Annotated in this window: 13 protein-coding genes, 1 tRNA gene, 1 other RNA gene and 4 pseudogenes; 11 read left to right on the top strand and 8 right to left on the bottom strand. The window is 70.3% G+C overall.

The features are described 5' to 3' along the window. Nucleotide 1: 1 nt before the first annotated feature. The 3 genes and pseudogenes from AC230_RS10885 to AC230_RS10895 all read left to right on the top strand — a co-directional run bounded on the left by AC230_RS10885 (nucleotide 2) and on the right by AC230_RS10895 (nucleotide 2,459). Nucleotides 2-1,024, top strand: a complete 1,023-nt coding sequence (locus AC230_RS10885; protein ID WP_049715934.1) for a glycosyltransferase — start codon at nucleotides 2-4, stop codon at nucleotides 1,022-1,024. A 188-nt stretch (nucleotides 1,025-1,212) separates the two neighbouring features. Beyond that, entirely contained in the window at nucleotides 1,213-2,016 is an 804-nt protein-coding gene (locus tag AC230_RS10890; RefSeq protein WP_241833183.1) for a hypothetical protein, read from the top strand. Continuing rightward, nucleotides 2,013-2,459, top strand: a pseudogene (locus AC230_RS10895) (NUDIX hydrolase). Before AC230_RS10890 ends, AC230_RS10895 begins: the two are co-directional and overlap by 4 nt. A gap of 112 nt (nucleotides 2,460-2,571) precedes the next feature. Here AC230_RS10895 and AC230_RS10900 read toward each other — a convergent pair. The 5 genes and pseudogenes from AC230_RS10900 to AC230_RS10920 all read right to left on the bottom strand — a co-directional run bounded on the left by AC230_RS10900 (nucleotide 2,572) and on the right by AC230_RS10920 (nucleotide 8,604). Beyond that, nucleotides 2,572-2,937, bottom strand: coding sequence for a hypothetical protein (locus AC230_RS10900; RefSeq protein ID WP_049715935.1), 366 nt, complete (start codon nucleotides 2,935-2,937; stop codon nucleotides 2,572-2,574). 116 nt (nucleotides 2,938-3,053) lie between these two features. Further along, complete coding sequence (locus tag AC230_RS10905; protein WP_049715936.1) at nucleotides 3,054-4,772, bottom strand: relaxase/mobilization nuclease domain-containing protein; 1,719 nt, start codon at nucleotides 4,770-4,772, stop codon at nucleotides 3,054-3,056. Then, complete coding sequence (locus AC230_RS10910) at nucleotides 4,769-5,110, bottom strand: hypothetical protein (protein WP_049715937.1); 342 nt, start codon at nucleotides 5,108-5,110, stop codon at nucleotides 4,769-4,771. The genes AC230_RS10905 and AC230_RS10910 overlap by 4 nt, the downstream gene beginning before the upstream one ends. 327 nt (nucleotides 5,111-5,437) lie before the next feature. Then, nucleotides 5,438-6,724 (bottom strand): annotated as a pseudogene (locus tag AC230_RS10915) (hypothetical protein). 341 nt (nucleotides 6,725-7,065) lie between these two features. Continuing rightward, on the bottom strand, nucleotides 7,066-8,604 hold the full coding sequence (locus AC230_RS10920; protein ID WP_049715938.1) for a DnaB-like helicase N-terminal domain-containing protein: 1,539 nt from the start codon (nucleotides 8,602-8,604) through the stop codon (nucleotides 7,066-7,068). A 273-nt stretch (nucleotides 8,605-8,877) separates the two neighbouring features. Between AC230_RS10920 and AC230_RS10925 the strand changes: the two genes are divergently transcribed. From AC230_RS10925 to AC230_RS10945, 5 genes and pseudogenes are all read left to right on the top strand, one after another. Next, nucleotides 8,878-9,438: a helix-turn-helix domain-containing protein gene (locus AC230_RS10925; protein ID WP_049715939.1), complete on the top strand. Its 561-nt coding sequence runs from the start codon at nucleotides 8,878-8,880 to the stop codon at nucleotides 9,436-9,438. A gap of 151 nt (nucleotides 9,439-9,589) precedes the next feature. Next, entirely contained in the window at nucleotides 9,590-9,889 is a 300-nt protein-coding gene (locus AC230_RS10930) for a helix-turn-helix domain-containing protein (protein WP_049715940.1), read from the top strand. 11 nt (nucleotides 9,890-9,900) lie between these two features. Next, nucleotides 9,901-10,662, top strand: a pseudogene (locus AC230_RS10935) (tyrosine-type recombinase/integrase); the annotation flags it as partial. A gap of 100 nt (nucleotides 10,663-10,762) precedes the next feature. Then, nucleotides 10,763-12,553: an IS481 family transposase gene (locus AC230_RS10940; protein WP_049714346.1), complete on the top strand. Its 1,791-nt coding sequence runs from the start codon at nucleotides 10,763-10,765 to the stop codon at nucleotides 12,551-12,553. Between the two features lie 81 nt (nucleotides 12,554-12,634). Then, nucleotides 12,635-13,660: pseudogene (locus AC230_RS10945) on the top strand (tyrosine-type recombinase/integrase); the annotation flags it as partial. Nucleotides 13,661-13,822: 162 nt separating this feature from the next. Here AC230_RS10945 and AC230_RS10950 read toward each other — a convergent pair. Then, nucleotides 13,823-15,175: a restriction endonuclease subunit S domain-containing protein gene (locus tag AC230_RS10950; RefSeq protein ID WP_049715941.1), complete on the bottom strand. Its 1,353-nt coding sequence runs from the start codon at nucleotides 15,173-15,175 to the stop codon at nucleotides 13,823-13,825. Continuing rightward, nucleotides 15,172-17,172: a type I restriction-modification system subunit M gene (locus AC230_RS10955; RefSeq protein ID WP_049715942.1), complete on the bottom strand. Its 2,001-nt coding sequence runs from the start codon at nucleotides 17,170-17,172 to the stop codon at nucleotides 15,172-15,174. Before AC230_RS10955 ends, AC230_RS10950 begins: the two co-directional genes overlap by 4 nt. Before the next feature lie 40 nt (nucleotides 17,173-17,212). Between AC230_RS10955 and AC230_RS10960 the strand changes: the two genes are divergently transcribed. Then, nucleotides 17,213-17,413, top strand: a complete 201-nt coding sequence (locus AC230_RS10960) for a hypothetical protein (protein WP_049715943.1) — start codon at nucleotides 17,213-17,215, stop codon at nucleotides 17,411-17,413. A 234-nt stretch (nucleotides 17,414-17,647) separates the two neighbouring features. Here the strand turns inward: AC230_RS10960 and AC230_RS10965 are convergent. After that, nucleotides 17,648-17,735 (bottom strand) — tRNA-Ser (locus tag AC230_RS10965). Between the two features lie 100 nt (nucleotides 17,736-17,835). Here AC230_RS10965 and ffs point away from each other — a divergent pair. Both ffs and AC230_RS10970 read left to right on the top strand, forming a co-directional pair. Then, nucleotides 17,836-17,930, top strand: an RNA gene (gene ffs, locus AC230_RS30990) — signal recognition particle sRNA small type. An 87-nt stretch (nucleotides 17,931-18,017) separates the two neighbouring features. Next, nucleotides 18,018-20,246, top strand: a complete 2,229-nt coding sequence (locus AC230_RS10970) for a DNA polymerase III subunit gamma and tau (RefSeq protein ID WP_049715944.1) — start codon at nucleotides 18,018-18,020, stop codon at nucleotides 20,244-20,246. Nucleotides 20,247-20,475: the final 229 nt, after the last annotated feature.

The following is a 20,475-nucleotide window of genomic DNA, read 5'->3' on the forward strand; positions in this document are numbered from 1 at the left end:
CGTGCTTGTCGGCGTCTGCGACTTCCCTGGTAGCTACGCCTTTCCCCCCGCCGGCTACGGCGGGATCGAACGATGGCTGTGGGCGGTCGCCGTAGGCGCTCGGGCCGCAGGCGCCGACGTACACCTCCTCGGGCCGGGCTGGCTCACGGACCTGGAACACGACTGGGTCCGCAAGCCGGTCCGCCTGGAGGACCTCACGCCCGGAACGCTCGCCGAGCGCGACGTCCGCGACACCAAGTACGACCTCCTGGTCGTCGGGCACGAGTACCCCTCGCTGCCCGCCTGGGCCCGCACCTGGAATGCGCTGGACTGCGACGTCGCCACCTTCCAGCACTCCCCGGTCTTCCAGCACACGACCACCGCCTTCGACGGCAGGCGTTCCCGGCTGTACTGCTACTCGCCCGAGATGATCGAGCGGTACGCGGACCACCGGCCGATCCCCGAGCTGGCCGTGCACCTTGGCCTTGACGAGGAGGAACCGCTGGCGACCGCCGGACGCGACCTCGTCTGGCTCGGCCGCGTCGACGCAGAGAAGGCCCCTCACCTGGCGGTCCGCGCCGCCCAGATCCTCGGCCGCCGCATTCGCGTCGTCGGCCCGGTCTTCGACCACGACTACGTCCAGAGCCACGCCCGCCTCTTCGACGCGAACCACGTCGAGTGGATCGGCGAACTCGGAGGGCCGGCCAAGACGGCCGCCATCCGCGACGCCTCCGTATTCGTCTACACCTACGCCCGCACGTACGTGGAAGCCGGCGCCGCCGTCTTCGGGGAGTCCCTCCGCGCCGGCACCCCCATGGCCGCGCTCACCTGGCGCACAGGCACCTGCGCCGAAGCGGCCCTCTGCGACCAGACGGGCGTCATCACCGTGGCCGACCCGAACGAGGACGACGAGACCGCGGCCCAGCGGCTCGCGCTCGCCATCGAGCAAGCGGAGACTCTCGACCACAGGCAGGTCCAGGAGATCGGCCAGCAGCGCTTCGACCCCGCCCGGCACTTCCTGGCGATGGCGTCACGGTCGTGCTGACCGGCACAGCTCGTGCGACGGGCGACGCGCTGGCCTCGCAGATACCCTCCGTACTCAGTGGGGCGTTATCCCACCCGCGGTGGGAGTTCGCCATCGACGGCCCGCACGTCGACATCCGACACCAGCGGCGAGGCACCCCGTACCGCCCGCCGCGCCGACCGCCCTCGTGGAGGGAACTCCTCCACAGCGTGGAGACCGCCTTCGCCCACGTCGGCGCTCCACGCGACGGCTGCCTCCCGCTCCGCTGGGGACGCGACACGGAGCTGACCATCTCGGGGGTCCAGGCCCTGGACCCGCTCCTCAAGGACGGAAGACCCCAGACGTACCGACGGGGCTTCCTCCCTCAGCCGGTCGTCCGCTTCACCGGTGAACGCGATGCCTCCGGCGACCTCTGCGACGGCTTCCTGACCTCCTTCGTCAACATCTCCCGCGTCCAACCTGTAGGAGAGCTCGACGAGTACGGCGCGATTCTCGACGGCTGGTTCTCCGTCCTCTCCCAACTCGGCTTCCACGCCCGCCACCTGAGCGTCCACGGGACCCTGACTCCCTGGCGTCGGCGCGAGGTCGCGGGCATCACACTGCACTTCCGCCACCTCGGGCTCGATCTCGGCGACATCGTCCTGCTGTGGAACGTCGAGGACCCGACCCGCATGGCCGTAGACCTGGGGACCGGACTGGAACGCCTCGCCTGGGCGCGCACCCAGCAGCGCTGGCGCGAGCTGGTCTACGGAGACTTCGCCGACGCGGCACCGCCCACCACGCTGGACTCCATCCGCACGGCCACGCTCCTCCTGGGCAGCGGGATCACCCCCGCACCGCGCGGGGCCGGGGGCGTCACCCGGCGGGTCATAGGAACGATCGACCCTGAATCGGTACGCCTCGGGGTCAGTGCCTTAGTTCGCGCAGCACACGGCTATTGGTCACTCGTCGGTGCCCTACGTGCTCCGTGGCCGCAGATCGCTTGTGCCATCGAGGAAGAGGTACGCAGATGAGGGAAGGCGGCCAGCGGCCCATAGCCGCAGCCATCGTGGTGCATCAAGGACGCGTGCTCATGGTGCGGCGACGGGTAAACGAGGGCGAGCTCTCCTGGCAGTTCCCGGCCGGAGGGGCCGAGCCGGGTGAGTCTCGCGAGGACGCCGCCGTGCGGGAGACCCAGGAGGAGGCCGGCCTGGACGTGGTCGTTGTGAAGCTGCTCGGCGAGCGGGTTCATGTCGGCGGCGGGTGAAGGGTTTGGCCGTCGTCGAGAGTTCACCCGAAGACGGGCCGGCTGATGTCGTACACAGCCTGCGAGGTGGTGGGCGGCACTGCTCACGTCTCGGACACCGAGGAGCTGGCCGAGCTTGCTTGGCTCGCCCACGGCGAGATTTCGAAGTACGTGCCGTACGGGTTGTTCGAGCCGGTGCAGCAACACCTCGATGTCGTCCTGCACCTCTGACGAAGGTCATTGAGTGCGCCGGAGGAACCTGCGAGTCGATGCGGCGTCTGCTAGCGGGGAAGTCTCCCAGCCGCTGGCCGCTGGTTACTACGTGGGCGCCTTGCCTGTGTGCTCAGTCCTCACGCGGGCGGAAGCCGTCGGCGCCCGCAGCGACGATAGTGACCAACCGGTCGTAGTCGATGAGGTCCTCGTCGGTCATGAGGGCGGCGAGAGCTTTGTGGTGCTGGACGGCGTACTTGAGCAGGAGCTCGGTCAGTACGAGCGAGGCTGCCTCCGCCTCCGCTCCGGCCTCAGGGTTGTGGACGTGGACGCCGGCGGCCTGGAGTTCTTCGAGGGTGGCGTCATCGGCTAGGGCCTGTTCCTCGTCGGTGAAGGGGCGTCCGTCGAGGTGGCGGAAGGTGCGGGTACCCGACGGTCGGTTGAAGCCCGTGTCGAACAGCAGGGCCATGACGTGGGGGCGAGGGGTGGATGCGGACATAGGGGTTCTCCTTAAAAGGGGCGGGGGTGGGTGGCCGATGTGCCCATGGTCTGGAGAATCCCCGGTTAGCCTAACCGGGGATTGTCGGTTACCTTTTGCGGCTCGGTTTTCGCGGTTCAGCGCCGTCGTGGGGAAGCATTCGCGGGCCTGGTCCCGGTTTGCGCGGTCCGTCCCGGCGAGGCGACCGCGTGCTTGCCGGTGGCGCGCTGGCCCTGGGCGTTCTGGGGATCCGCAGGGAGGTTGGCCATCCGGCGTAGCCGCCAGACAAGTACGTCGCTCATGCGTTCCGCCGTGTCCAGTTCCCGTTGGGCGGCAGCCTGTGTGAGGAGGGTGGTGGGGTTGTGGCCGGCGCTCTGCGTCTCGGCGAGGGTGGCTGAGAGGGCGGGCCAGCCGGGTTCGGCGAGGATTCGGTCGGCCAGTTCGGGCAGGGTCTGGCGTACGGCGGTGGCGTGGTGGCGTTGCCAGGATGGGGCCAGGCGAGCGCCCCGCTGGTGGAGCAGCGCCAAGGGCTGGGTGGCGGCGACCTGGTAGGCGGCACGCAGGTGTTCGGCGGCCCGGTGGGTGGCTTCGGCCTGCTGGGCGTGCTGCTTCTTGGCGTGCCAGTGTGCGGCGGCGGTGATCAGGAAGAACAGCATGTCGAGCGCCATGGCCGTGGTGGCGCCGTCCTCGCCTCGGCCGAGGGCCGGGCCGCTGCGGATGAGGTCGCGGGCGGCTCGGCGCAGGGCGCTGTCGTGGCCGCGTGCGGCGCGGATGTGGGAGCGGGAAGCGCGTTCGAACGAGACGGCTGCTGCCTGGAGTTCGTTGCGGGTGTGGGCGGCGGAAGTCTGGGCGAGGGCGTCGAGGACTTCGCCGGTGGCGGCGATCTGCGCGGCGATGACGTCGTCGTCGCTGTGGTTGATGACGAGCAGTGTCTGCCAGGCGGCGGTGGTGGCGCGCCGGCGTGCGGAGGCGGGCCCGGTCACCGACGGCTGGGTCGGCTGCTGGGTGGCGTTGTCCGGGTTCTGGGTCCAGCGTTCGCGGATGCGGGGCAGGGAGAGGTCCGGGGCGAGCTTGGAGCCGGAGTAGAAGACGGGCTCGCCCTTGGCGTTGCGGTCGCCGGGGAGGGCGACGGTGTAGCCGAGGGTGTCGCCCGACGGAGCGACGCGGCGCCGGATGAGCAGACCGGCCGCGGCGAGGCGGTCGAAGAACTCCTCCTCGCTCGCTGCGCCGGCCACCGAGCGGCGGACCGCCTCGCGTAGTTCCTCGCGCGGGGTGCGCTGCCAGCCACGGCGATCGGACTTGTGGCGCTCGGCGCTGGTGGGGCGCTTGGCGGCGGTGCCATCGCCCGGCGTTACCCGGCGCAGGCCGTAGTCGACCTCGATGGCGCGGGCCTCGGCCTGAGCACGGCGGGCCTCGTTGTGCAGGCGGGGTCGTCGGCCGTCCTCGCGGACCAGGGTGGCGATGATGTGGATGTGGTCATCGGCGTGCCGGACGGCCGCCCACCGGCATGCGGCATCGTCGCCATCGGGGGCGATGCCGGCGGCTGCGACCATGCGACGGGCGATGGCTGCCCAGTCGTCGTCGGACAGGATCGGGTCTTCGGGGCTGGCACGTACGGACAGGTGCCACACGTGCTTCTCAGGGCGCCGACTGGCGGGCAGGGCGTCGACGGGCCGGTCGAGCAGTCGCTGCAGTTGCCCGTAGGTGGCCTGCGGGTCGCGGCCGGGGTCGGGGGTGAGCGGGTCGAAGGCGGCGACCAGGTGCGGGTCGATGTGCTCCTCGTGGGAGCCGGGGCCGTACAGGTAGCGGATCAGACCGATCGTCGCGCCGCCGCGCTTGTGAATGCGGGGGATCATGTAGCGGCACCGCCGTCCCGGTGGGCGAGCAGGGCATCGGCGGCGTCCTCCATCCGGCGTGCCGCGCTCAGGACGGCCCCGACGGTGGCGCCGAGGTGGGGTGCGTCGGCGCCGGAGTTGAGAGCTTTGGCGACCTGGTTGAACAGGCCGTGGATCCGGCCCAGGTGCCGGCGCGCGGCGAACAGCTGGCCGATGACTTCCCGTTCGGTTGCGATCTCGGCGGCGGTGAGGGTCAGGTCGCGGGTGGCCTTGTCGACGGCGTAGGCGAGGAAGGAGGCGTTGGTCATCTGGCACTGGGCGGCTGCTTCGGTGAAGCGCTTATATTCGGCTTCGTTCATGCGGCAGCTGGGCTGGCGCAGGCGCTTGCGGGGCTTCGGCTGACGGGCACGCTGACGCCGCCGCGAAAGGGACTCGGCCTGCCGTTCCCCTCCAGGCTGCGGTCCGCCCGCGGTCGCTGCCTGCCGGTCCGGCGCCCCCTGGCGCAGGGCTGCTCCCGCCACCCCTGATGCGGGAACTCCGGGAGCATTGCTCCCGGTACAACTTGCTCCGCCTGGGGCAGGGTTAGACAGCAGGGATTCCTCGGGGGTCATGGGGTCTTCGTGGTGCGGGGTGTGCATGGGGCCTTTCGGGTCGGGGTGTGGTCGGGAGTGCTGGTGCTGCGGGGATCAGCGGGATGGAGTGCCGGCTGCGGCTTTGAGCTGGGCCTTGAACTCGCGGACGACTCGTCCGACGTCGTCGCTGGAGACGGTGTAGGCGGCGGCGCGCAGGGCGGCCTCGACTCGGTCGCGGCCGACGCTGCCGGTCTCCTCGTAGATGAGGCGGGTGTGCTTGAGGATGACCTCGTCGGAGGCACGGGCTTTGCCGGTGTCGCGGTTTCTCCGGGCAGCCGGTTTCCGCTCGCGCCCGCCCGACACGCTGCCCAAGCTGTTGTCCGTGAGCGGTCGGCTGCCCTCCGTCTCCGCCCGTGCGGGCAGCACGGGCACCGGGTGGGCAGGCTGCGGGCGGGCAGCCGGAGGCACCTCGTCGTCACCCGGGTCTGATGGGTGGGGGCGGGCAGCGTCCTCTGCCCGCGGCAGTGCTTCCGGGCGGGCGGATCGCGGGCGGCTATGCCCGGATTCACGGGCGGGGGACGAGGCCGGGATGGGCCAGCGCGGCGGCAGTGTGAGGGAGGCGAGGCCGAGGGCCTGCTTGCGGGTGGCGAGCTTGCGCAGCAGCAATTCGTCCTGGTGCGGATCCCCGTCGACGCCGGCCTGTTCCAGGGCCTGGTGCAGGCGTTCCGTCAGGCGTCGTTGCCGTCGCTTGCCGCGCTTCTGGTCGGTCATCGATTCGGCGCGCAGGATGAGGGCGACGGCTTCGCTCAGTGCGCGCTCGCGGATGAGGCGGGCGGCGTCGGCGTCCTGGTCGGCGATGCCGAGCCGGGCTAGGAGGCGTTCGCGGGCCTGGCGGACGAGGACGGTGGCCAGGCTGCGTGAGGCGGCGTCGGGGGTGCGGTGGCGCAGCTCGATGCCCATGGCCAGGTGCTACAGCATCGCGGCCATGACCGGGCCGACGAAGGCGCGCACGGTGCCGCCGAACAGTCCGGACTCGGCGTAGGCGGGCAGAACCTGGACTGCGGTGATGACCCAGGTGAGGGTGCCGGGCAGGCCGGGAGCCTGCTTCGGGCCGTTCAGGTTCTGCCGCGCCATCAGGGCGGTGGCGAACAGGGCCAGCTCGGCAGCGGCGAACATCGCGACGCGCTCGGCGGTGCCGCCCATGTCGAGGTAGTCGGCGGCGAACCGCCAGCTGGTGTCCGCGCTGTAGGCGGTGCAGCCGAGCGCGGCCATGGCCGCGACAGGCACGGCGACAGTCCCGCGCCAGCGGGTGGTGCCGGACGGCCGGCGGTGCTGTCGGCGCTTCATCCACGTGGTGAACAGGGCGAACAGGCCGAGCAGGGCAAGAAGCGTCACGGCCATCGCGGGAGTGGGAGCCCAGTGCGGCAGGAGCGAGGCAGTGCCGCCTTCGGTGGCCGGGGCTATCGGGGCAGGGGAGGGCACGTCAGGTCTCTCCAGGGGCGGTGCGGTGGGGCTTGTGGGGCTGGTGCGGTGGCGTTCACGGAGGGGGCGTACACGCGGGCCCCCTTCTAAAGGGGGCCCCGCGCGTGATCGCCTGGGCGCGTGTACGGCGTGGACGCTCGCGTGATCGCTCTACCTGCGGTTTTGCGGTGAGCGTGCACGCCGTGGGTGGTTTTCCGGGCCACGCAGGCGCAGGGGGTGCGTGTACGGTCGCGTGAACGGTTCGAGGGTGGTGCGGGACGTCAGGACACGGCGCCGATGTGGCGCGCGGAGGCGTGGTAGCGGGCCTGCTGGCCGCCGCCGTTGCCGCCTGCGATGCCTTCGGCCTTGGTGGCCAGCCCGGCTTTGACGAGGCGTTCCAGGTGGCGTCGCGCCTTCTCGACGTCGGCCCGGTCGGGGCTGGGCTCGCCGGAGAGCACGCTGGCCAGCTCGCGGACGGTCAGGCCGCCGCGTGCCGCACGCAGCAGCGTGATGGGGTCGAGGGCGGGGTCGACGGTGGTGGTGCCGCGCTCGTGGTCGTGGACGACCTGGAGGGGGCCGATCTCGCCGGTGGCGAGCTTGAGGTGGTGGATGGTGACCGCCGGGTCGCCGGGCTTGCCGTCGAGGAACAGCACGCTGCCGGCGCCGGAGGTCAGCCAGGTGGAGCCGTAGACCCGGTCCAGGGTGGGCCGTTGGCCCTTGGGCGTTTCGGCGCCGGACTTGCGCTGGTGGTGCAGTTCCAGGACCTGGATGCCGTTCTGGAAGGCTCGTCCGCGGGCGTTGTTGTACGCGACCGCGAGGGCGTCGTCGACCATGGTGCTGACGGCGTCCTTGAGGCTGTCGATCACCAGGGTGTCTGCCTGGTGGGCCTTGGCGAGGTCGGCGAGGAGGTCGGGTTCCTTGTCGAGCGTGGCGGGCAGTGGTCCCTGCCAGACGGCGAGCCGTTCGCGCAGGACGGCCTCGTGCTTGGGATCGACTGCGCGGGCCAGGGCGCGGGCGATCTGGGTGGGCCGGTCGATCGCCAGGTACAGCACCTTCTTGCCGGGGATGACCGGCAAGTCGAGGACGGTATCCCTCAGGCCGATGCGGGCGAGGACGACCTGGTGGGCGAGGGTCGTCTTGCCGACTCCGGGCGGGCCGACAATCATCAGGCTCTCGCCGGAGGCCCAGGCGGTCTGTGCCTGGGTGCCCCAGATCGGCTTCATGTCGGCGGTCTTCGTGATGAAGTCCCAGCCGTTCGTGAGGTAGCGCGAAAGTCGTCCGCTGCCGGAGGCCAATGCCCGTTCCCGCTCGGCGCCCAGGTCCGACTCGATGGCGGAGCGGATCTCGTCGGGGTCGGCACCCGGCTCCGTGGCGCTCTGGACAAGGCGCAGGCCGGTTTGCTGAAGGCGGCGCAGATCGGCCTTGCGCCGGACGATCTCCGCGTAGTACCCGGCATTTCCGACAGAGGGCGGCGCACCGGCGAGCTGGTGCAAGTAGATGCGACCGCCGATGCGGTTCAGATCACCGGTCCCCGAGAGGTGCTCGGTCAGGGCGATGGGGTCCGTGGGAGCGTCGGCGGAGCGCAGCGCTAGCAGCGCCCGCCACACCGTCTCGTGGTTCGGCCGGTAGAAGTCGGCGGCGTCCAGGATGCCCCGGACCTCGTCCACGGCGTCGCTGTCATGCATGCACGCGCCGAGCACCGCCTGCTCGGCGTCCAGCGCGTACGGAGGTTCGCCCGGACCGCCGACGATCGTCTCGGTCCTCGTGGCCGCAGGCCGACGGGATGGCATTTGCGATGGCAGGCCCGTACTCTGGGCCATAGGACTCCTCTCCCGGCAGGCCATACGGAGCGCCAACTCCGGTCCACCGGTCCAGATCGTCATGGTTGGGCGGTTGTGAGGATCTCCGCTTCACCCCCGGTGTTCGCAGCGCCGGGGGTTTCTGCGTTGTCCACCCGTGTTCACCGGTGGGCGGCACCACCCTACCAGCGCATTCGGAAAACATCTACTTGCATTCGCCCTCCGAATGAGCTGTAGTTGTGTACCCGAGGCCGTACGAGTACGGCCTCGCCCGGACCCAACGAGGAGGTGAGTATGGCCAGCGGCAAAGGCGACGAAGCACGCGCTGTGAGCGACCGGCCTCCGGTCGAGAACAACATCGCCGAACGCGTGAAGCTGGAACGCGAGGCACGCGGCTGGAGCACGGTCACCCTGGCCGAGAAGATGGCCGAGATCGGCCACCCCATCGGCCAGTCCGCGATCTGGCGCATCGAGAGCGGCAAGCCGCGCCGCCGCATCAACACCGACGAGTCCCTCGGGTTCTGCAAGGTCTTCGACATGACCCTCGACGAACTCGCCAGCCCGCCAGGGCAGATGGCCAACCCGATTATCCGCCGGCTGGTCGGTGAGTACGTCGAGTTGTGGAAAGAATGGCGGGCCCTGGGTAAGTCCCTGGACCGCATCCAGGACCAGCTCAGCGAGTACACCAAAGCTCACCCGGACCAGGACATGATGGTCCGCAACCTGCTCGCCCACGAACTCGACGCGGCCTCCGACGGCGACTTCTACCGCCACAAGGGAGCCCGCTCCCGGCTGATCCGCTGGCTCGGCGACGCTTTCAACCCGCCGGCCACCGAAGCCGAAGCCGCCGAGTAGTCGTCCTGCCGCAGGGCCCTCGGTGCTGCGAACACCGCACCCTCCATCGCGGCGCATCCTCACGCGCGACAGCGCGACCGCCCAACCACCCACCACCAGACCGGTCCGAATGGAGTTGGCGCTCCGTACGCGACCGGGGTGAGGAGCCCTCTTGCCTCAGTTCCCCCTGCCCGTCACCCAGATCGCCCAGCTCCTCGGCATCCCTGAGGGAGCCCTGCGTACCCTGATGGCCGAGCGAGGCGACGAACCCGGTGACCCCACACTCGTCGGTCTCACGGTCGAGGAGGCCGCCCGCCGGCTCGGCATCGGCCGGACGAAGATGTACGAGTACGTCTCCTCCGGGGAGATACGTTCCGTCAAGATCGGCAGCCTCCGCCGCATACCCGCCGAGGCCCTCGGCGAATTCCTAGCCCGCCGCTATCGGGCCACGGACTTCCACGCTGCGGCCTGAGGCGGGCGCACATGGCACAGTCTCGACAGCCTCAGAAGTCCCGCCAGCCCAACGGCGCCTCCACGATCTATCTCGGGAAGGACGGCCGCTGGCACGGCCGTGTGACCGTCGGCGTCAAGGACGACGGCTCCCCGGACCGCCGTCACGTCAGCCGCAAGACCCGTGCAGAGGTCACCAAGGTCGTGCGCGAGCTGGAGAAGAAGCGCGACTCCACCGGTGTCGCAAAGGCCGGCCAGACCTGGACGGTCAAGACCTGGCTGACGCACTGGGTGGAGAACATCGCCGCGCCCAGCGTCTCCGAGAACACCATCGACGGCTACCGAGTGGCCGTCTACCACCACCTCATCCCCGGTCTGGGTGCCCACCGCCTGGAGAAGCTGGAGCCCGAGCACCTGGAGCGCTTCTACCGAAAGATGCAGGCGAACGGCAGCGCCGCCGGCACCGCGCACCAAGCCCATCGCACGATCCGCACGGCGCTGAACGAAGCCGTGCGCCGCCAGCACCTCACCTCGAACCCGGCCTCCATCGCCAAGGCACCGAAGGTCGAAGAGGAGGAGGTCGAGCCGTACACGGTCGAGGAGGTCCAGCGCCTCCTTGCCGAAGCAGGCAAGCACCGCAACACCGCCCGCTGGGTCATTGCGCTCGCCCTCGGCCTGCGTCAGGGCGAGGTCCTCGGTATGCAGTGGGAGGACGTCGACTTCGAGCTCGGCGTCATCCGCGTACGCCGTGGTCGGCTGCGGCCCAGGTACAAGCATGGCTGCGTGTCGTGTGGGGCCTCAGGAGATAGGTGACAGAAGAGTCTCGGGAGATCCTTGACGGGCGTCTCGGGACATTCTTGACGGTGGCTCGGCTGCTCCTCGATCATGAGTTGCTGTGGCAGAGGGGGATGAGTCCGGAGAGCACGGCCCTGCATGGCTCGTCGAGCAGCGGTACCGGGCGGTACTTGAGGTGCTCGACGGTTCGCCGGTCAGCGAGGTGGCCGTCCGGTACGGCGTGTCACGCCAGGCGATCTATACGTGGAAGGCGAAGTACGAGGCCGAGGGGCTGGAAGGGCTGCGGGAGAAGTCCCGGCGCCCGCGAACCAGCCCGACCCGGCTTCCCGCCGAGGTGGAGGCCCTGGCGTGTGAGATGCGCCGGGCAAATCCGCGCTGGGGTGCCCGGCGGATCGCCTACGAGATCGCGAAGGCCGGCTCTGCCGGTGCACCATCGCGGGCGACGGTGCACCGCGTCCTTGAACGCAACGGGCTCATCCGGCACCAGAAGCAGCAGCACCGCCGCAAGTACAAACGGTGGCAGCGCGAGACGCCGATGCACCTGTGGCAGATGGACCTGGTCGGCGGGATATACCTGGCCGACGGCCGCGAGTGCAAGATGCTCACCGGGATCGACGACCACTCCCGGTTCGTCGTCATCTCCACCGTCCTGGCGGTGCCCTCCGGCCGGGCCGTCGCCGACGGGTTCGTGCGTGCGATGCGCACTTACGGGGTGCCGGCCGAGGTCCTCACGGACAACGGCAAGCAGTTCACCGGGCGGTTCACCAAGCCCCGGCCGGCCGAGGTGTTGTTCGAGCGTGTCTGCCGGGAGAACGGTGTCACGGCCAAGCTGATCAAGCCGTACTCGCCGACCACGACGGGGAAGATCGAGCGTTGGCATCAGACGCTGCGGAGGGAACTGCTGGACGTCTCCGGCCCGTTCGCCGACCTGCCCGCGGCACAGGCCGCGGTCGACGCGTGGGTCCACACCTACAACACCGCCCGGCCCCACCAGGCCCTGGACATGGCCACACCCGCCAGCCGGTTCCGGCCCAACCCCCAGCCAGAACCAACGATCGTCGCCTCTCCGGCGCCTGCCGAGGAACCAGTCGTCGCGGCAGGGCCGCCGGGACCGCCCACCCTGCTCGTGCCGACGTCGGCGCCGGCCGTGGAGTTCGAGACCGTCGTCGCCGCCACGGGCCATGTCGGAGTCCTGCCGCGCGTGCAGCGCGTCAAGCTCAGCAAGGACTACGCAGGCCGCCGGGCGCGGGTGTGGGCCGACGAGCACACCGTCCACATCACCATCGACGGCGAACTGGTCCGAAGCGCCGCATCGTGCCTGGACGCCGGGAACCTGCGCGAGCTCTCGATGCGCGGGGCCGTGCCTGCCGGACCACCGCCGGCTGCCCCGGCCGCAGCCCGGGCAGGACGTCTGGAGCCCGGCACGGTGATCGAGGTCGACCGGAACATCGACCAGAGCGGCATCGCCAGCCTCGGCAAGGTCCCGGTGACGATCGGCTACGAACTGGCCAGCCGACGCGTCACGTTGCGCCTGGACGGCCACCTGCTGCACGTCGTTCACGACGGCGTGCTCGCCAAGACCCTGCCCGCCCCCATCGACGCCGACCAACGCGCTGGGCTCCGCGGAGCCAGAATCGTCACCGGCGAGCTTCCCCCATCCGCCACCGGGGCAATTCACGTCGAACGCAAGGTCCCCACCGACGGCGTCATCATGGTCGCCCGCCAGCGGCTCCGCGTCGGCCGCACCTACGCCGGCGAGATCGTCACGGTCCACGTCGAGGACACGTACTTCCGCATCACCCTCAACGGCGCCGACCTGTCGCTTCACCCACGCAAGGAACAGCATCCCGTCACCCGCTTCAGGGCCAAAATCCACGCCCCGAAGCTCTGACGCGCTGTCCAGCATCACCTGAGACCGTCATCGATGTCGTGAGGCCAAGCTGTCAACAAAGTCCTGAGCCCTCACACGACAGGCTGCGGTGACCGCTGCGGACGCAAGCCCGGCTACTGCCCCCAGAAGATCAATACCCGCCGCGAGACGAAGAGCGCCAAGTCCCGCGCCGGCCAACGCCCCATCGGCGCCCCTGACGAGCTGCTTCAGCTCCTCCGGCAGCACCGCGAGGAGCAGGCCCGCGAGCGAGCCCGGGCTCGTGACCTGTGGACGGAGAAGGGGTACGTGTTTACCTCGCCCACTGGCGAGCCCCTGAACCCCAACACGGACTACCACAAGTGGAAGGAGCTCCTGAAGGCCGCCGGCGTCCGAGAGGCCCGCCTCCACGACGCCCGCCACACCGCGGCGACGGTCCTGCTCATCCTCGGCGTCTCCGACGCGGTCGTCGACTCAATCATGGGCTGGGAGCCCGGCAAGTCCGCCCGGATGCGCCGGCGCTACCAGCACCTGACCAGCCGCGTCCTCAAGGACACCGCCGACAAGGTCGGCGGCCTCCTGTGGGGCGTGACCCAGGCTGCAGGAAGCGCCGCGCCGGAGGCCGGCCAGAGTCCCGTCCCCGCCGAGCTGGTGGTCCACGTCGCCCGCCTCGGCGAGCGGCGCGTGCCCTTCCTCCACCGCCAGCACGCCGACGAGGTCGTGAAACGGTGGAGCGACGACTGGCCCGACCGCACCGCCGAGGTGGAGGAATGGGACCGCTGGCGCTGGGAACACCAGGGACCCGGCGGCGCGAGCGCCATCCGCGACCGTGTACCGGAGCGGGCGGTGGTCTTCCACGCCCGAGCTCTGTTCCTCCCCGGCGGGGAACGCGCGGCGACGGGCGTCCCGGAGCAGTGGTCGGTGCCGGCCTGGGACTTCGAGACCGACCGCTACACCGACCGCCCCTCGGCCTGGCGCACCGCCCGCCGCCCCGGCGCGGTCCAGGAGGTCGAGGCTCAGGTGCGAGGTACAGACAAGGCCGCCGTAGAGGCGGCCTTCGCCGAGGCGTGTGCACAGGCTGTGGACCGCGCACGGCATCCGGGGAAATACGGGGACACCGATGACTGGTAGTGCCCCGGATTGCCACCCACCACGGCGAATCAACGGAGCGCCGGCCAGGTGATGCCAGGGTGTACATCGGACCACGTGCGGCGAGACCCGGCAACCGACTCCGGTTGCCGGGCCTCGGTGTTGAGAGAACCCTCCCGAACGCTGAATGGATGCTCGCGCGCGTCAGATCCCGAGACCCTTGAGCCTGTCCTCCACGAGTCTGACCGCCTCGGCGCTCTTCTTCGTGGAGGCTGACAGGTCGTCCCATGCGGCCTGCGCCGCCTCCGCGTCGACTGCGTCGAGCGGTGGGATCAGGATCCTCTCGAGGTCGGACTCGTAGAGCGCGTCGACGACTGACCCGCAGGCCATCGCCGCGATCTGCTGTTGGACGATGTCCGAGGCCATCGAGGCCCAGATCCAGCCAGTGTGACCGCTGTCCTTCGGGATCGCGCGGCCGACGTGGCCGGAGGCGAACCAGCCAGCACGCTCCTGCAGCACTACGGAGGGGTATCCGAGGGATTCTTCGGCCCGCCCATCGGCCTGGAAGGTGATCCACCCCTTCCCGAGGCCGTACCCGGAGTCCTTGTCGACCGATCGAACGGAGATGTTCTTTGCGCCGACGACGTCGAGCTGCAGGATCTGCCGGCCCGAGAGGAACGGCGTCCCTTCCTCGGGGCCGACGTAGTAGAGCTTCGGCCGCCCTCCCGGCTTGAGGATGTCGGCCGCTTGGCCGAGCTCGACCCCACCGTCGGCCGCGAGGCGGTCGCGGAGGTCGCCGATGTGCTCGGCGTGGTACGCCGCGTCGACCCGGGACCCGAGGTCGCTGGCCTTCACCGTCCAGCCTTCCCGGAACGGCTTGGCCGGCTCGCTGGGGTACTTCTCATTGATGCCCTCGACGACAGCGCGCAGGGCGATACGGGCGGCCCCACGGATCTCGACCGCCTCGCGCATCAGGCGAGCGACCTCGTCCCGGATCGAGTCGATGAACGGGATCCGGACGTTGGAGACCTGGTCGATGGTGATGTGGTCGATGACTGAGCCGTTGAGGTCGCCCCGGAGCAGCGCCTGGCCGGTCGGGGACTGGAGCACAGCCAGCGTGTAGTACCGATCCACCTCGTCGGCGATGGTCATCCGGATCATGTCGTGCGACAGGGCGAAGCGCGCGAGGTAGTCGTCGGCGATGGTAAGCGGCCCCAGGTTCCGGCCGGAGCATGTCTGGAGCAGATCGCCGGCCTGGATCCGGTAGTCATCTAGGTTCTCAGTGCGGGTAAGCGACAGCCGGTCGGCCTCGGGCGGGAGGAACTCGAACACGTCATAGGGGCGCAGGTAGGACACATACTCCTCGCCCGGCGCGGCGTAGACCCGCTTGAACCGAGACGGAGCCCGCACGTCGGCGTAGTCGCCGACCGCGCGCAGGTCCACCTCGGATGCGTTCTGCAGCACGACCTTGATGCGCACGGCGGGCGCGGCGAAGTAACGAGCGTCGAGCCGGTTCCCCTCGCGGAGGGCGGAGGAGCGGACGGGTGCGAGCTTCATCGCTGCTCCTCCAGCCACTTCCGGTAGGCTTCGGCGGCCTCGGGCAGCTCGTCATCGACCTGGCGGTCGGTCAGCTCGACCTCACGGAGGACTTCTCTGCCGGTCTTCTGGTCGATCTCGGCGACAGTCTCGATCCGTTTGACCAGCGCGTCGGAGCCGTCTGCGGTCCGCCGCCAGATGACGTTGCCGCGCTTGTCGTGACCGACCTTCTCCGCGACGGCCATGAACAGTGGGTAGTCGAGGCCGTCGGCCTCCGCCGCGGCCTCCTCTTCGGCCGACAAGCGGCGCATGAGCACCATCGAGGTCTGCGTGTCGTTGCCCGGCTGGAAGAGGTCGCGGTGCATGTCGACTACGGCCAGGATCTGGGCCTTCTTCAGGAGCCAGCTACGGACGTAGGCGGTGCTCGGGTTGTTGAGGATGCCGTTCGGGATGACCATCGCCATCCGGCCGGTGCCGGGAGCGAGCAACTGCAGCGCACGCTCGATGAACAGGATCTCCGGCGGCTGGGACTTCTGCAGTACCCGGTTGCCGTGCTTGTCGAGCCGGATCGACCAAGTGCCGTCGTCGTCCTGGTCCCACACGGCCGCGAGGTCGTACTGGGAGAGGATGTCCTCGTCGTCGATTGGGATCTTCGCACCGAACGGCGGATTGGACACGATGACGTCAATCGAGCCCAGAGGCACGGCCTCGCGCAGGCTCCTGGACCACTTGTGGGGGTTCTCCAGGGTGTTGGCCTGGAACAGGCCGCCGGAGCCGTCGTTGTTCATGACCATGTTCATCTTTGCGGCACGGACGAGCGCGGGATTCAGGTCAATGCCGAGGACGCACTGGCGGAAGTACTCATCCCTGCGGCGGTAGAGCTCGTCGCGCTCGAAGTCGGTGCCCTGCGCGGGGTCGTCCCATTGCTCGCGCTCCGTGCGCTCGATGTACTCGAGCGCATGGTTCATCGCGGTGATCAGGAAGCCGCCGGTACCGCAGGACGGGTCGAGGAGCCGCTCCCCCGGCTGGGGGTCGAGCATGGTGACCGCCATGCGGCAGGCGTTGCGCGGCGTGAAGAATTCCCCTCGGTCGCCGCGCAGGTTCGACCCGACGATCTCCTCATAGGCGACGCCCTTGACATCGACCGGCGACCGCAGCAGGGAGTAGCCCTGCAGCTCGGTAACCACGTACGCCACGACCTCGGGCTTGAGGTCGATGTCCGTGTCCTTGGCATCAAATATCATCGGGTACTTCTTGACCACCCGCTGCTCGAAGAGCCCCTGGATGCGCTTCTTCGCCGCAGATGCGACCGTCGAGCTCCCGCGCTCGGAGGGCGTCGCGAAGAAGTTCAGCTTTGGCGCCCGCTCGTCCTCGATCTTCGTGAAGATCAGCTTGAGCAGCTCCCAGAACGCCTCCGTCTTCTGCTTGCCCTCGTGCGCCGCGATGTAGTTGTGGCAGCGCCGGAACGCGAAGAGCAGGTTGTCGGCCGTGGCGACCTTCAGGTCCTTGCGGCTGGGCCTCTGGGCGTCGGCCTCAGTCTGGCCGAATCCAGGGATATCGATGATCTCCTCGAACGTCCAGCCGCCCTTGCCGTCACCGCGCTTGGCGAAGCAGAACCGGTCGGTGCCGTTCGTCCACATCCCGTACTGGGCGTTGAGGCACGAGGCCATGTACGACTGGAGCTGACCGACGCCCTCCGTGCGGTGGGTCGGCTTGACGTCGGCTTTCTTGGTCTCGACCAGGATGTACGCGTTCGCCTGGGTGTGGTCAGCGCCCTTACCAAAGACCACGATGTCGACGCGCTTACGCGCCGACCCGACCCTGATGGTGAACTCCGGGGCGCAGTCGGCCGGGGCGTACTTGTACTGGCGGACGAGGGCCTTCTCGATGTTCTGCCGGACGTACTCCTCGGGCGTGTCGTTGACGAACTTCCCGGTCAGGAAGTCGGCAACCTTGCCGTCCGGGACGGACCCGACCGGGGTCACTGACGGAGTGGGCACGGGCGTCGCGACGGACACTTGGTTTCCTTCTCAGAGTCGCCGGATGTAAGCCCACATCTTGCCGCACGGAGACGGTCATGCGCACGAGGACCTCCTCGCCGCGGACGAGAAGTCGTACGGCTTCACCTCGGGAACCGGCGAGCCGCTCAAACCGAGCACCGACTACAACCACTGGAAGCGGCTCCTGCACAAGGCCGGCATTCGCGACGTCCGCCACACCGCCTCGACTGCCTGCTCGGTGTGCCGGAGCGGATCGTGATGGCGATCACGGGTTGGTCCTCGACCTCGATGGCCCAGCGCTACCAGCGCGTGACCGAGTCGATGTTGAACGATGCCGGCAGGGAGATCGGGCGACTCTGTGGGGAGACATCGGATCTGGCCCAGAGGGCCTCGGGGAAGACGCAGCCTCCAACTGAGACCAAAACTGAGACCACGGAACGACGAAGGTCCCGGCCGCTGTGTGGTCGGGACCTTCGTTTCGGCTGGTCAGCCATGGCGGAGGATACGAGATTCGAACTCGTGAGGGGTTGCCCCCAACACGCTTTCCAAGCGTGCGCCCTAGGCCTCTAGGCGAATCCTCCGCCGCAAACAATACAAGACGCGGAGCAGTGCTCGCGAACCTGCTTCCGAGGGGTGGGGGCGGGGGGTCCGGAGGGCCCCGCGGGTGCGCTAGGCTGAGGGCAAGCCCCTCACGTGGCGCTATCTCACCCAACTCCCCCAGGGCCGGAAGGCAGCAAGGGTAAGTGGGCTCTGGCGGGTACGTGAGGGGCCCTTGTGTTTCCCGGGGGCTCCGAGGGCTGTGGGAGCCCAGGGGGAACTGTGATCGAAGCCACTTGTCAGTGGGGCCCGATATCGTCGTAGGCGTGTCGTCCCTCGCGCTCTACCGCCGCTACCGTCCCGAGTCCTTCGCCGAGGTCATCGGGCAGGAGCATGTCACCGACCCGCTGCAGCAGGCGCTGCGGAACAACCGGGTAAATCACGCGTACCTGTTCAGCGGGCCGCGCGGCTGCGGCAAGACGACCAGTGCGCGCATCCTCGCCCGCTGTCTGAACTGCGAGCAGGGCCCGACGCCGACGCCGTGCGGCGAGTGCCAGTCCTGCCGCGACCTCGCGCGGAACGGGCGCGGGTCGATCGACGTGATCGAGATCGACGCCGCCTCCCACGGTGGTGTGGACGACGCCCGTGAGCTGCGGGAGAAGGCCTTCTTCGGCCCGGCCTCCAGCCGGTACAAGATCTACATCATCGACGAGGCGCACATGGTCACCTCGGCGGGCTTCAACGCCCTGCTGAAGGTGGTCGAGGAGCCGCCGGAGCACCTCAAGTTCATCTTCGCGACGACCGAGCCCGAGAAGGTCATCGGGACGATCCGCTCGCGCACGCACCACTACCCGTTCCGGCTCGTCCCGCCCGGGACCCTCCGGGAGTACCTGGGCCAGGTGTGCGAGCAGGAGAAGATCCCCGTCGAGGACGGCGTGCTGCCGCTCGTCGTACGGGCGGGCGCGGGGTCCGTGCGTGACTCGATGTCCGTGATGGACCAGCTCCTCGCCGGCGCCGGCGAGGACGGTGTGACGTACGCCATGGCCACGTCGCTGCTGGGCTACACCGACGGCTCCCTGCTCGACGCCGTGGTGGACGCGTTCGCCGCCGGGGACGGGGGCGCCGCCTTCGAGGTCGTCGACCGCGTCATCGAGGGGGGCAACGACCCCCGCCGCTTCGTCGCCGACCTGCTGGAGCGGCTCCGCGACCTGGTGATCCTGGCCGCCGTGCCGGACGCGGCCGGGAAGGGGCTCATCGACGCCCCCGCCGACGTCGTCGAGCGCATGCAGGCGCAGGCGTCCGTCTTCGGCGCCGGCGAGCTCAGCCGGGCCGCCGACCTGGTCAACGAGGGCCTGACGGAGATGCGGGGCGCCACCTCGCCCCGGCTCCAGCTCGAGCTGATCTGCGCCCGGGTGCTGCTCCCCGGCGCCTACGACGACGAGCGGTCCGTGCGGGCCCGGCTCGACCGGCTGGAGCGTCAGGGCGTCGGCGGGGGGCCCGCCGCGGGCGGGTTCGTCGCCCCGGCGCCGGCCGCGCCGTCCGCCGGTTACGTGCCGGGGCCGCAGGGGCACGACCCGGCCTCGACGCCCGGTCTCTCCGGGCCGGCGGCGGCCCGCGCAGCGGTCGCGCCCCCGGCGTCGGCCGTGCCCGCGCCGGGCGGTCCGTCCCCGGCGACGCCCGCCGTGCAGGAGCCGCCCCGGCCCGCCCCGGCGGCCACCGCGCCTCCCGCACCTCAGCCGCAGCAGGCCCCGGCGCCCGCTCCGGCACCCGCCGCACGGCCCGGCGCCTGGCCGACCGCGGCAGCCCCGGGCGCGGGCGGAGGCACCCCCGCGGCGCAGCCGGGGGCCTGGCCCACGGCCGCCCAGCCGGGCGCCTGGCCGGCCGGCGCCCAGGCCCCGCAGCAGGCCGCGCCCGCATCGGCGCCCGCGCCCACCCCCGCGTCCGCCCCCGCCCCGGCGCCCGCCGCGGGCAGCGGTGATGTGACGCAGGCCCGCCAGATGTGGCCCCAGATCCTGGAGGCGGTCAAGAACCGCCGCCGCTTCACCTGGATCCTGCTCAGCCAGAACGCCCAGGTCGCGGGGTTCGACGGCGCGACCCTCCAGGTCGGCTTCTCCAACGCCGGCGCCCGCGACAGCTTCGCCAACAGCGGCAGCGAGGACGTCCTGCGCCAGGCGCTGCACGACGCCTTCGGCGTGCAGTGGAAGATCGAGCTCATCGTCGACGCCGGCGGCGGCCCCGTCGGTGGTCCGGGCGCGGGCGGGGGCGGCGGCGGCTTCGCGCCCGCCGCGCCGTACGCCGCTCCGGCGGCCCCCGCGCCTCCGCAGGCGCAGCCCGCGCCCGCACCCCGTCCGGCGGCTCCGGCGGAGCCCCGGCCCGCCGCGCCCTCCGCGCCCGCGCAGCCCTACCGCGAGCCGGAGCCCCCGCGGGCCGTCTCCCCCGAGGACGACATGCCCGCCGAGGACGACCCCGACCTCGACGAGACGGCCCTCACGGGGCACGACCTGATCGTCCGCGAGCTCGGTGCCACGGTCATCGAGGAGATCGCCAACGAGTAGCGGAGGGGAAGGGCGGGGCGTCAGGGGGCCCGGAGGTCCCCGGGAAGCGGTGTGTTCCCGGGCGCCGGGCGCCCGCTCCGTACTTTTCCCCACGCATGGCGCGCCGCGTCCGGCGACCACGTAGGCTCGGGCTACCGACCCGCGTCGGACCGGCGGATCCGCGAGGCTCCCCGGGGTTCCCGGGGCCCGGAGTGTCCGGGTTTCCCGGACCGGCCGGTGCGCGTCGTAC

Source organism: Streptomyces caatingaensis (assembly GCF_001187435.1).
In the GTDB taxonomy this organism is placed as follows: Bacteria; Actinomycetota; Actinomycetes; order Streptomycetales; family Streptomycetaceae; genus Streptomyces; species Streptomyces caatingaensis.